Origin of the sequence: Butyrivibrio sp. FCS014 (genome assembly GCF_000526935.1) — a bacterium.
In the GTDB taxonomy this organism is placed as follows: Bacteria; Bacillota; Clostridia; order Lachnospirales; family Lachnospiraceae; genus Butyrivibrio.
This window is the reverse complement of sequence record NZ_JAHA01000007.1, coordinates 94472-105868: the sequence shown is the minus strand read 5'-3', so window position 1 is coordinate 105868 and position 11397 is coordinate 94472. Positions and strand designations below refer to the sequence as shown.

Below are 11397 nucleotides of genomic sequence, written 5' to 3'. Positions count from 1 at the left end.
TTCGACTTATATTCCTCTCTTGGCATGAATAACAGCCTTTTTATTTCCCAGGTCGACTCTGGCATAAATACCATCATTTCTGTTAAGAGCGTTCTCTACTCTCGTAGCACAGTTACTGCACACCACGCCTTCAATGCTCGCCTCAGAATCCCGTGAATGTCTTCTGATGAAGGTAATATTTGAAAACTGTCACTGTTACTCGAAAGCTTTTAGTTCGTATTATGGTGAATAATGCGAACCATCGAGGAAGGAAATTATATTCCAATATAACACGCCAACTTCAGCCCGAAACCGGAATTTATCAAGCGCTATTCCTAAACAGGCAGCTCGACAAACACCGATTTGTCTTTCTCAGTTATACCGCAAGATATAATTCCGAGATATCGTTTCACAGCACTTCCACTATTACCTTTATGATGCTAAAAACTCCCCAATCTTATCTCCAATCCCTTCAAGGGCCATTCCCACAGCCACAGCTGAGAAGCTTACAAGGAATGCCGCAAAAGACATTCCCAGAGCAATCATCACGCACTCCCACATATGCTGGCAGGCATACATGATGATAATTGCCAGCATGATGAGGTAGAACAGTCCCAAAATCACGCAGCCGATCTTTGAAAGAACACCTACCCAGGTCCTGATGAAGCAAACCATCAGGAACACCGGGAACATTATTATCTTCGCAAGTAACTTGATCATAAACATATTCAACCCTCCATATACTCGTCATCATCTGTGTTATTGGTTTCTTCCACGCTCCGGAAGTTATTCCTGGCGTCTTTGTTTATCACTGCCTTAAATTGCGCATCAGCTGTTGTTGATACGTTGTAAAGCATTGCCAGGAGATACTGCCTTGGATTTATTGGCGGCTCTGCAAGTTTGTTCCAGTTATCAAGAACGTCCTCGATGTGGAATCTTGTGAGCTTCATGAATCTTCCCTTAACCACATTGGTGCTCCTCTCTTCACCTCCAATGACCATTTTCTCCTTGGATGAAGTCAGGACATCAACCATGAGATCAGCTATTCCTCTGATAATCCCTGCGTTCCCAGGATAATTCCGGCAAAGAGCTTCCGTCTCGATATTTTCATCAACACACTCTCTATATGCCCATGCATCTTCATCCAATCCTATCCCATCAACCCTTTGTTTATTACTGTTACTGGGATAGATAGGGATGAGATTATTATTAATATTTTTTATATTTTTATTATTATATGGGTCCAAATTTTGAACGGGTTTAGATTCAAAATTCACACTACCCCCATCCAAATTCTGTACTCCATAGTTTAAATTTTGGACTGGTGTGAAGTTATCCACATCTGTAGATCCAGCAGATTCAAGGATTCTCTTTTTATCAATCGCTCCAAAAGTTTGTTTTTTGTACTTCTGCATATCGTTGATAAGGAAGTTTTTCACATAGAATCTTGAGACACTTCCTGGGCATCTTGTATCTTTTTCAATCATCCCTCTGGCCTCAAGGCTCTTAAGAGCTGTTATAGCTGAGCTTCTTTTACAGTGGCCAAATTGCTGTGCCATTTCCAATGAACAGTAGACATATGCTCTCCCCAGTTCATCATGTCCGCTAATATTTCCGCCCAGCTTCATTCTTTCAAGGAGGCTTGAATATATCAGAATCTCTGATAGCTTAAGCCCTTCATATTCCTTGTCATACAGAATTGCTTTGGGAACCATGAGAAAAGCATATGTCTCCGACTCCTTTCCATTGAAATACTTCAAATTCAGTTTTTTGATTTCTTCTTCCTTGTAACCCACTTGGATCTTCCTCCCATTTCCATATTATTGTTCATTTTCCTGTTGCCACTTCTCCAAAAGCCCCAGGATAACCATTTCTCTCTCCTTAGCACTAAAGTGTGGAGGGAAATACTTATCAAGTTTTTTCTCTGACAGTGAAACCTTTCTTGATGGCTTATTCTCTGGAAGTGCATCTCTCATAATCTGTGTCATGACTGTATGAGAAATGTTTTCTACATTCTCAGTATTCTTAAGTGCTTCTATCTGAACAGGCCTTAAGAAACCTGTCTCACTGTAGTATTCATAAATCCAGTTCTGCAGTTCTCTGTCAAAATGAGAAATATCGACAGCGGTATTTAAACCTATTTTCTTGGCATCCACTAAATCAAGAAGATCAGGAATAAGTTCTGTAAGGCTAATGTATTTTTGTACCTGACGGCCGCTTATGCCTGCTTCCTTTCCAACTGTGTCCCTTGCTTTCTTATTCTCATGTTCTAACTTGTGGAACTCGGTTCCACATGTTACTTCGTCCTCATATATAGCATCAAGGTCTTCATCATCTTCTGACTTGTGGAACTCAGTTCCACAAGTTAAGTCATTTCTCTTTCCCTGCTTTTTCAAAACGTCATATTTCATCTTGAAAGAAAAGGCTCTTTCACTAGGTAAAATCTCTTCTCGCTGTACATTAGAATCAACCATTGCCACAACAGCGGTATCATCATCCATTTCCTTGACAACAGCAGGAATCGTTTTTAGCCCTGCAAGCTTAGCGGCATGCATTCTTCTGTGCCCAGAAACCATCTCGTAACCGCCATCAGCACAGGGTCTAAGCATTACCGGAGTAAGAACACCATTTACTGCAATACTTTTTACAAGATCTTCCATACGACTATCATCAATAACCTTGAAAGGATGGTCCTTGAACGGTCTGATCTGACTAATCTGTATTTCTTCTGTAACATCTTTTGTAATAGGAGCACCAAGAAGCTCCTCAACTGACTCAAAATGTATTTTCTGTCTCTTTGCTACCATAATGCTCCTCCTTATGAATTCTTCATGACAACCTCTGTAAGTGTCGAATAGGCTGCTGCTACTTTTCCTTTGGGATCATATTCAAAAATGCTCTTACTCATAGCGCTGGTCTCTGTAGCCCTTACTGAAATCGGAATTTGAATTGGAAATACCGGAATACTTTTTCCATAAACCTCATTAACCTCTGCTATAATGTCTTTAGCGTAGTTTGTTCGGTTATCTACCATAGTTAGGAGAATTCCCTCAATCTCCAGTTTTGGATTGAGCCTGCGTTTTACTGTGTAGATAGTTTTAATAAGAGCCTGTAATCCTTTCACAGGAAGGAATGCTGCCTGAACAGGAACGAGACAGGTGTCAGCACATGCCAACGCATTAACAGTCATGACACCAAGTGAAGGCATACAGTCGATAACAACGTAATCATAGTTTTCTTTTACACTTTCGATATATCCCTTAAGAACCAGCTCACGGCTCATTACGTTTACAAGAGAAACTTCAGCGGCAGAAAGACCTATATTAGAAGGAAGAAGGTCTATATTCTCGCTATGACGGATTATTGCATAGCCATCAGGTATTTCTTCCTCATTTACAAGCTTTTCGATAATATCCACGATAGTAGGCTCCAGCTTATCCGGTTCCTGCTGTCCCATACATATGGACAGACTTGCCTGAGGATCAGCATCTATGACCAGGACCTTATTCCCCATATTTGCGAGGCCTGCTGCTAAATTTACTGTAGTTGTGGTTTTTCCCACACCACCTTTCTGATTTGCGATTGCAATAACTTTACTCATACGATTCTCCTTCCACCTCTTTAGCGAGGGCTTTTAATAATTTGTCTTCATCACCATCAATAAGATCTTCAACAATCTTCTGATGCTGTCTTAGATACTCTTCAAAGATGTCACGCCTTATCAGAACCTTTTTGCCGATCTTATAAACCGAGCCTGAGGCCCAGGCCATTCTGATAATAGGTTTCATTCCAAGTCCGTAATAATCCTGGGCCATTCGATACGACACCATGCATTTACGACTGAACATGACATCTTCATCATCCAAGTACTGGGAGAACTTCCAAATAATTCCGCTCATTTTTTACGTCCTCCGGTCTTTGTCATTTTAGGTGGCTGATGAAAGGTCTCAAGAAATCTCTCAAATATTTCCCTTTCAATGAGAACAAATCCATCAACCCTGTAAATTGCTCCAGCTTTATCAGCAAGCTCCAGAAGCTTCTTGTGCTCGATACTGTAAACATATTCTGCTTCCTTGTACCTGAAGAACTTCCTGCGAAGCTTCCTCACACCCCTCGTTACTTCATCTTTTCTCTCAATATCCATGTACTCATCAACAATGTTACTCATCCGATTGCTCCTTTCAGTTTGCAGGGCTAAGATCAAAGAATCTTTTGAGCTTTTCATAGTCGTAGTAAACAGCTCCATTGACCTTCCTCTGGGCATCACACTGTTTGGCAATAACACGAACAGTGTCTTCACAACAGTTAAACTTGAATACCGCCTGATCAATCCTTATATAATCAGGATCACCGAACTCTCTTGGCCTTTTAATTCTTCCCATGTCTTGCCTCCTTATTTTGTTGTTGATGAACGCCCTACTACATGTCATGGCTTCTGAGTAAACAAAAAGAGCCATCTTTGAATTTCTTCAAAAATGACTCTTAATTCCATTATATTTTATTTGCCAAATCACAAAACGTACTGTATTTTACTACATTGCACGCTCTATATGCTGTCAAATTTGCTGTCAAATATCATTTCAACTCTTGAAACCCGCATGAACACTGAGTTTTTTACTTCATGCTCTTAAGTGTCGGGAACAGCAGCACGTCTCTGATGGTAGCGCTATCTGTCAGCAGCATGCAGAGTCTGTCGATACCGTAGCCGATACCACCTGTAGGAGCCATACCAACTTCGAGGGCATTAAGGAAGTCCTCGTCGGTGTGCTCAGCCTCTTCGTCGCCGGCTGCTGCGTTAGCATCCTGAGCAGCGAAACGCTCACGCTGGTCGATGGGATCGTTAAGCTCGGAGTAGGCGTTGCACATCTCCCAGGTGTTGATGAAGAGTTCGAAACGCTCAACCTTCTCGGGATCTGTGGGCTTCTTCTTGGTAAGAGGTGAGATGGCAAGAGGATGATCCATGATGAATGTAGGCTGGATCAGGTTCTTCTCGCAATACTCCTCAAAGAAGAGGTTGATGATGTCGCCCTTTGTGTGACGATCCTCAAACTCGATATTGTGTTCCTTGGCAATAGCCTTGGCTTCCTCGTCGCTCTTAACAGCATCAAAGTCAATGCCTGCGTACTTCTTGATTGCGTCGTTCATTGTAAGACGCTCGAAAGGCTTTCCGAGATCAATCTCGTTGTCGCCGTACTTGATAAGTGTTGTGCCGCAAACCTTCTCGGCAAGATAACGGAACATGGACTCTGTAAGCTCCATCATTCCCTCGTAATCTGTGTAAGCCTGGTACAGCTCCATAAGTGTGAACTCAGGGTTGTGTCTGGTATCTACTCCCTCATTTCTGAATACTCGTCCGATCTCGTATACTCTCTCAAGACCGCCAACGATAAGTCTCTTAAGATAGAGCTCCAGTGAAATACGAAGCTTTCTCTCCTCATCCAGGGCATTGTAGTGTGTGATGAAAGGTCTTGCTGCTGCGCCGCCTGCGTTCTCAACAAGCATGGGAGTCTCAACCTCAAGGAAGTCACGCTCTGCAAGGAAGTTACGGATCTCACGAAGGATAGCACTTCTCTTCTTGAAGGTCTCTTTAACATCCTCGTTCATGATAAGGTCAACGTAGCGCTGTCTGTATCTGATCTCTGTATCTGTAAGGCCGTGGAATTTCTCAGGCAGGGGCATAAGAGACTTGGACAAAAGAGTCAGCTCTTTAACATGAACTGATATCTCACCGGTCTTGGTTCTGAAAGCAAAGCCCTTAACACCGATGATATCGCCGATGTCCATCTTCTTGAAATCAGCATAGGCCTCGTCGCCAAGGTCGTTTCTTGAAACGTACAGCTGCATGCGGCCGTCTCTGTCCTGAAGATTTGCAAAGGAAGCCTTACCCATTACACGCTTGCTCATCATACGTCCTGCAAGGGAAACGATCTTCTCTGCGGGGATGTCTGACATGGGCACTACAACTGCCCTGCCGTCCTCGTCTGTAGGTGCAACAAACTCAAGTGTCTCGAAGTTGTCACGAACCTCCTGGGTATGATGGGTCTGATCATATTTAACGATCCGGAAAGGATCCCTTCCCTGAGCCTGAAGCTCGGAGAGCTTGTCTCTTCTTACCTGACGAAGACGTCCAACGTCCTCTGCAGGTGCATTCTGCTGATTGTTCTGCTGATTATTCTCTGCCACGTTAATTCCTCCTGTGCTGGTTTCTGCTGATCAATGTTCACAGCGACATTGCTGTACATCTGCATCTTATTATTAAAGTAAAGCCGACGACCTACTCTCAGATCGCCGGCTCCTAAATCAAATTTATTACTCAGATCTCTCGATTCCAAGTACCTTGTACTTAAGGACGCCAGCCTGTGTCTCTACTGAAACTGTCTGTCCCTTCTTGGCACCGATAAGAGCCTTTCCGACAGGTGACTCGTTTGAGATCTTGCCCTTAAGGCTGTTAGCCTCTGATGAACCTACAATCTTGTACTCAAGATCCTCGTTGAACTCAAGGTCACGGATCTTAACTTTGCATCCGATGCTGATCTTGTTCAGGTCTACATCCTCTTCAACAACTACTTCTGCGTTCTTGAGGATCTTCTCAAGGGCTTCGATCCTTGCTTCGATGTCGCGCTGCTCGTCTTTAGCTGCATCGTACTCGGCGTTCTCTGAAAGGTCGCCCTGCTCTCTTGCCTCTTTGATCTTCTCGGCAACTTCTTTTCTCTTGACTACCTTCAGCTCGTGAAGCTCATCCTCATATTTCTTGAGACCTTCATAAGTTAAAATATTCTTCTTCTCTTCCATTTCCTAATTCCTGCCCTTCACAAAGTTTGAATCGCCGCCGTTTCGGCTTTCACTATATATTTATCGGTACTAACCCAACAATCTTTAGCTCCTTTTAACTTTGCTATTATACAGTCTATAACTGGGTGTGTCAACGTATGTTTTTACTCTCCCAGCATGACCTTTGCGCAGGCGCTCTTTAGGGACTCCATATCCGTCATCTGGTTTATCTCATTGCGGAATCTGGCGCTTCCCGGCATCCCCGTGGTGTACCATGACACGTGCTTTCTCATCTCCCTGATTCCGATGTATTCGCCCTTGTACTTAAGCTGCATGTCTGCATGCCTTATGACTGTGTCGTAAACTTCACGCTGCGTCGGCCGCTCACATGCCTTCCCCAGGGTAAAAAAGCTATTAATTTCCCGGAAGATAAACGGATTGCCCTGGGCTGCCCTTGCCACCATTACGCCGTCGCACCCGGTCTCCTCAAACATCCGCTTTGCGCTCTCTCCGTCAACCACATCGCCGTTTCCGATAACCGGCACCTTCAATGCCTCTTTTACCTGTCTTATGATATCCCAGTCGGCCTTGCCTGAATAGAACTGCTCTCTGGTTCTTCCATGGACGGCAACCGCTGCCGCTCCGCCCTGCTGTGCTGCCAGCGCGCACTCAACTGCGTTTACGGAATTTTCGTTGAAGCCCTTCCTTATTTTAACGGTAATGGGTCTGTCGGACACCTTGGCCAGCGCCGCAACGATTTCCTCGATGAGCTTCGGATTCTTCATAAGAGCCGAGCCCTCGCCGTTGCCCACGATCTTGGGCACAGGGCATCCCATGTTCACATCCAGAATGTCGTAGGGCCTATCCTTTATCATCTCCACGGCCTGTGCCATTATCTCAGGCTCGGAGCCAAAGAGCTGGAGGCTTACCGGATGCTCGTTCTCGTGGATCTCCAGCAGCATGTTGGTGTTGCGGTTCTTGTAGAGAATGGCCTTGGCGCTTATCATCTCCATGCACACCATTCCCGCTCCCATTTCGCTGCATAAAACACGAAACGGCAGGTCGGATACCCCTGCCATCGGTCCCAGTATTATGTTGTTGTCAAGAGTTACGCTGCCTATCTGCAGCTTGCCGTAGCCTGCCATAAATCAAAATTCCTTATCAAGGTAGTTCTGCTCTCGCTATCGCTCGCCAGAACAAGCTTCGCTCACGAAAATCAGAGACTATCTATCTCAGTCTTCGTCTCCTAATATATCCGCCGGATTCTCGTGAAGCACGTAGATCCTGTAGTAAAGACCCAGTGCCTCGAAAAGATCCTGTCTCTTCCTTCTTACTTCGCTTACAAGAAGTCCCGCTGTGATCTCGTCGTAGGTGATGTCCTCCTCGTCGGCATTGGTCTCGATTGAGATATTGCCGTCCTCTTCAAAGACGATGGTAAAGATACCGCCCGCCTCCTGGGTAAAGAGAACGCTGATGATGTTCAGCTCCTTCTTGATGCTCTCGGGGATCTGCTTGAAGATGGGGTTGAAGTAATACTTCTGCTCGTAGGCGTTGGCACCACAAAGCACCACTCTGCCGCCGGCATTTTCTTCAAACACCCTTCCCTTGTTGGTCTTCTGCATCTCGTCGATATGCAGGTCATCCCCGCTGTTGTCTATGTTCTGTTCAAATTCTTTTTTGTACTCGTCTTCAAATTCCTTAGCGCCCATAACTGCTCCTTTAAACCGCCGGCTTATTCAGGATGATCCTGATCGTCAAATTCTTTGTTCTGAGGCTTCTGCCTGCGGTTCTTTTCATATAATATCTGCAGACCCTTAAGTGTAAGCGTGGGGTCGTAAATGTCTATCTCTTCCGTCTCTTCGGCGATGAGCCTTCCGAGACCGCCTGTGGCTACTACTTTCATGTCCGGGCAGCCGGAGGCTTTTTTCATCTCTGTAATGATGTACTTGGACTGGCCAATCTGGCCGTAAATTAGTCCTGCCTGCATGCTGGAGATGGTCTCCTTTGCAAGGATGCTGTCAGGCTTCTTGATCTCAATCTCCGGCAGCTTGGCGGTTCCTTCCCACAGTGCCCTTGCGGAGATCCTGATTCCCGGAGAAACCACTCCCGCAAAAAACTCACCCTTCTCATTGACAGTCACATAGGTGGTCGCCGTTCCAAAGTCCACCACCAGCACCGGTCCGCCATAGATTTCAAAGGCCGCTACCGAATCCACGATAAGGTCCGGTCCCACTTCCCTGGGGTTATCCGTTTTGATCTTGATTCCCGTCTTGATCCCCGGGCCCACGATGTAAGGTCTTTTCCCGATGTATTTCACGATGGCGTTTACCAGCGCGTGCATTATCTTGGGAACAACGCTGGCAATCATCACGCCCTCAATGTCCTCTTTGTCAATCCCGTTTAGGCTCAGCATTGAAAGGATCTGCATTCCGTACTCATCGGAGGTATGCTCGATCCTGGAGATCATCCTGAAGGAGCTCTTTAGCGTCTCTCCTTTGAAAACTCCGAAGGTTATATTAGTATTTCCAACATCTGCCACCAGTATCATCTTCTTATCTCTCCATCAAAAAATGTGTGGCTATCACACGTATCCGTAGACTCCGCGAACAGAAACTTCTCCGGAATTAACCTGCAGCTCTTCGCCGTTTGAAAGCTTTACTCTGAGTTCTCCAAGATCTGTTATTCCAAGCGCTGTGCCGGTTTCCTCCGAAGCCGCGGTGCCTGATGCCTTCGTATTTCCGGCTGCGGCACCTTCTGCCTTCGCGCTGCCGGCCTTGGCATCTGCGTCCAAAGCTGCATTCTGCTCCCTGAACTTATCTTCCACGCTGCTCCTCGAAGCTATGTCCGCCGTCCTTTTGGGGTCTATGAGTATCACCTGCCGGTCCTTGTTAAGGAGTCTTGCCTCGTACTGCTGCCTTAAAAGTGACAGGTCGCAGGTTTCGGTGAACTTCTCATAGTTCTCCTCGAACCTCTCCATGACCCTTGCCACCACCAGGCTTCTGTCCACCCTAAGTCCGGTTCCGGTCAAAAGAGATCCCGCCACCTGCCTTATGCTCTCGGCAAAATCTTCGTGTTTCATGTTAACATTGATGCCAACGCCTATGACTACATCGCCTATAGAACCATCGGGATTCATGTGAAGCTCTGTGAGTATTCCGCAGATCTTCCTTTCTGCTAAAACCACGTCGTTGGGCCACTTGATACCGCAGGCAGGTACGAGGTTATCCTTGGAGGCATCTTCGTGCGCTGTGGTCGCCGGTCCACTGTTTGCTGCACCGGTTGCGCCTTCACTCCCCTGCAGTTCTGCTGTCTCTTTAATGGCCTCGTCTGCGCCCTCCGCCACAGAAAGTCCCATCACCAGTGTCAGCATGGGAACCCGATCTATGGGGATATTGGGCCGTACTATAAGGCTCATGGCGATGTTTGCTCCGGGAGGTGTCTCCCAGCTTCGGCCCCTTGAGCCTCTGCCGGTATCCTGCCGGTCCGCAACCACCAGCGTGCCGTGATCTGCACCGGCAGCCGCCAGCTCTTTTGCATCGTCATTGGTGGAGCCCGTTATGTCTTTGTAAACTGTATTTCTTCCTGCCCACCTTGTTCGGAGCAGGCTTATTATCTTACTGCTGCCAAGCATGCTTTCTGCATCCTTTGCTAATTATTTCCTGAGAGTTGCCAGCATCACAGCCTTGATGGTGTGCATACGGTTCTCTGCTTCTTCAAATACGATGGACCTGTCTGACTCAAAAACTTCATCTGTAACTTCCATCTCGTCCAGTCCGTACCTTTCCTTGATGTCCCTGCCGATTCCGGTGTTGAGATCATGGAATGAAGGCAGGCAGTGCATGAATACGCACTGAGGGCCGGCATTGTTCATGATGTCCATGGTTACCATATAGGGCTTGAGGTCCCTGATACGCTCTTCCCAGACTTCGTCGGGTTCGCCCATGGATACCCAGATGTCGGTGTAGATAACGTCAGCACCTTTGGTTCCCTCGATGGCATCCTCGCTAAAGTCGATGACAGCTCCTGTGGTTTCGGCGATCTTCCGGCACTCCTCCACCAGCTCTTTTCCCGGGAAGTACTTCTTGTTGGAAACAGCGGTAAAGTGCATTCCAAGCTTGGCGCAAAGAACCATCAGGGAATTGCCGGTGTTGTACCTTGCATCACCCATGTAAACCAGATGGATCCCCTTAAGGTGTCCGAAGTGCTCTCTGATGGTCAGGGCATCTGCCAGCATCTGCGTGGGGTGGAACTCGTTGGTAAGGCCATTCCATACAGGAACCTTGCTGTACTTTGCAATGGTCTCAACGATCTCCTGCCCGTAGCCGCGGTACTCGATACCGTCGTACATGCTTGCCAGAACCCTTGCGGTATCTGCAATGCTCTCCTTCTTGCCGATCTGGGAATCAGTGGGGTTAAGATATGTGGTGCCCATTCCAAGGTCGTGGGCAGCCACTTCAAAGGAGCACCTGGTTCTGGTACTGGTTTTCTCAAAAATGAGCGCTATATTGCGGCCTCTAAGCTCGTCATGAAGAACACCGTTCTTCTTTTTGTCCTTAAGCTCTGCTGCCAGGTCTATGAGATACTCGATCTCTTCTGTGGTAAAATCCAGCAGTTTCAAAAAATCCCGTCCGTACAGATTCATGTGGC

General features: G+C 46.4%; 15 protein-coding genes. All 15 read right to left on the bottom strand.

What is annotated here, in order from left to right:
* Positions 1 to 6: 6 nt before the first annotated feature.
* The 15 genes from T456_RS21910 to argF all read right to left on the bottom strand — a co-directional run bounded on the left by T456_RS21910 (position 7) and on the right by argF (position 11392).
* On the bottom strand, positions 7 to 126 hold the full coding sequence (locus tag T456_RS21910; RefSeq protein WP_207640362.1) for a cation transporter: 120 nt from the start codon (positions 124 to 126) through the stop codon (positions 7 to 9).
* Positions 127 to 411: 285 nt separating this feature from the next.
* Entirely contained in the window at positions 412 to 699 is a 288-nt protein-coding gene (locus T456_RS0106635) for a hypothetical protein (protein ID WP_155838033.1), read from the bottom strand.
* Between the two features lie 8 nt (positions 700 to 707).
* Entirely contained in the window at positions 708 to 1775 is a 1068-nt protein-coding gene (locus tag T456_RS0106630; protein ID WP_022769860.1) for a DUF6017 domain-containing protein, read from the bottom strand.
* 24 nt (positions 1776 to 1799) lie between these two features.
* Positions 1800 to 2786, bottom strand: a complete 987-nt coding sequence (locus T456_RS0106625) for a ParB/RepB/Spo0J family partition protein (RefSeq protein ID WP_024865487.1) — start codon at positions 2784 to 2786, stop codon at positions 1800 to 1802.
* 11 nt (positions 2787 to 2797) lie between these two features.
* Positions 2798 to 3580 (bottom strand): ParA family protein, encoded by a 783-nt coding sequence (locus tag T456_RS0106620; RefSeq protein WP_022769858.1) that lies wholly within the window; start codon positions 3578 to 3580, stop codon positions 2798 to 2800.
* Positions 3573 to 3878 carry a DUF6462 family protein gene (locus tag T456_RS19355; protein ID WP_022769856.1) on the bottom strand — a complete coding sequence of 102 codons (306 nt, stop codon included), beginning with the start codon at positions 3876 to 3878 and terminating at the stop codon, positions 3573 to 3575. Before T456_RS19355 ends, T456_RS0106620 begins: the two co-directional genes overlap by 8 nt.
* Entirely contained in the window at positions 3875 to 4147 is a 273-nt protein-coding gene (locus T456_RS0106610; RefSeq protein ID WP_022769855.1) for a DUF6462 family protein, read from the bottom strand. The genes T456_RS19355 and T456_RS0106610 overlap by 4 nt, the downstream gene beginning before the upstream one ends.
* A 13-nt stretch (positions 4148 to 4160) precedes the next feature.
* Positions 4161 to 4361: a hypothetical protein gene (locus T456_RS0106605; protein WP_022769853.1), complete on the bottom strand. Its 201-nt coding sequence runs from the start codon at positions 4359 to 4361 to the stop codon at positions 4161 to 4163.
* A 232-nt stretch (positions 4362 to 4593) separates the two neighbouring features.
* Complete coding sequence (lysS, locus tag T456_RS0106600) at positions 4594 to 6162, bottom strand: lysine--tRNA ligase (RefSeq protein ID WP_024865485.1); 1569 nt, start codon at positions 6160 to 6162, stop codon at positions 4594 to 4596.
* Positions 6163 to 6288: 126 nt separating this feature from the next.
* Positions 6289 to 6771, bottom strand: a complete 483-nt coding sequence (gene greA, locus T456_RS0106595) for a transcription elongation factor GreA (protein WP_024865484.1) — start codon at positions 6769 to 6771, stop codon at positions 6289 to 6291.
* A gap of 143 nt (positions 6772 to 6914) precedes the next feature.
* Complete coding sequence (gene dusB, locus T456_RS0106590; protein ID WP_024865483.1) at positions 6915 to 7895, bottom strand: tRNA dihydrouridine synthase DusB; 981 nt, start codon at positions 7893 to 7895, stop codon at positions 6915 to 6917.
* Between the two features lie 87 nt (positions 7896 to 7982).
* Positions 7983 to 8459, bottom strand: a complete 477-nt coding sequence (locus T456_RS0106585; protein ID WP_242835886.1) for a DUF6145 family protein — start codon at positions 8457 to 8459, stop codon at positions 7983 to 7985.
* Positions 8460 to 8482: 23 nt separating this feature from the next.
* Positions 8483 to 9298, bottom strand: a complete 816-nt coding sequence (locus T456_RS0106580) for a type III pantothenate kinase (RefSeq protein ID WP_024865481.1) — start codon at positions 9296 to 9298, stop codon at positions 8483 to 8485.
* Between the two features lie 33 nt (positions 9299 to 9331).
* Entirely contained in the window at positions 9332 to 10381 is a 1050-nt protein-coding gene (locus tag T456_RS23015) for a biotin--[acetyl-CoA-carboxylase] ligase (protein WP_024865480.1), read from the bottom strand.
* 21 nt (positions 10382 to 10402) lie between these two features.
* Complete coding sequence (argF, locus tag T456_RS0106570) at positions 10403 to 11392, bottom strand: ornithine carbamoyltransferase (protein WP_024865479.1); 990 nt, start codon at positions 11390 to 11392, stop codon at positions 10403 to 10405.
* Positions 11393 to 11397: the final 5 nt, after the last annotated feature.

Bases quoted from the DNA above. Each gene is read 5' to 3' on its own strand.
- dusB (WP_024865483.1), bottom strand. From the start codon at position 7,895: ATGGCAGGCTACGGCAAGCTGCAGATAGGCAGCGTAACTCTTGACAAC.
- T456_RS19355 (WP_022769856.1), bottom strand. From the start codon at position 3,878: ATGAGCGGAATTATTTGGAAGTTCTCCCAGTACTTGGATGATGAAGAT.
- greA (WP_024865484.1), bottom strand. From the start codon at position 6,771: ATGGAAGAGAAGAAGAATATTTTAACTTATGAAGGTCTCAAGAAATAT.
- T456_RS0106620 (WP_022769858.1), bottom strand. From the start codon at position 3,580: ATGAGTAAAGTTATTGCAATCGCAAATCAGAAAGGTGGTGTGGGAAAA.
- T456_RS23015 (WP_024865480.1), bottom strand. From the start codon at position 10,381: ATGCTTGGCAGCAGTAAGATAATAAGCCTGCTCCGAACAAGGTGGGCA.
- T456_RS0106585 (WP_242835886.1), bottom strand. From the start codon at position 8,459: ATGGGCGCTAAGGAATTTGAAGACGAGTACAAAAAAGAATTTGAACAG.
- T456_RS0106625 (WP_024865487.1), bottom strand. From the start codon at position 2,786: ATGGTAGCAAAGAGACAGAAAATACATTTTGAGTCAGTTGAGGAGCTT.
- T456_RS0106635 (WP_155838033.1), bottom strand. From the start codon at position 699: ATGATCAAGTTACTTGCGAAGATAATAATGTTCCCGGTGTTCCTGATG.
- T456_RS0106610 (WP_022769855.1), bottom strand. From the start codon at position 4,147: ATGAGTAACATTGTTGATGAGTACATGGATATTGAGAGAAAAGATGAA.
- T456_RS0106580 (WP_024865481.1), bottom strand. From the start codon at position 9,298: ATGATACTGGTGGCAGATGTTGGAAATACTAATATAACCTTCGGAGTT.
- T456_RS0106605 (WP_022769853.1), bottom strand. From the start codon at position 4,361: ATGGGAAGAATTAAAAGGCCAAGAGAGTTCGGTGATCCTGATTATATA.
- argF (WP_024865479.1), bottom strand. From the start codon at position 11,392: ATGAATCTGTACGGACGGGATTTTTTGAAACTGCTGGATTTTACCACA.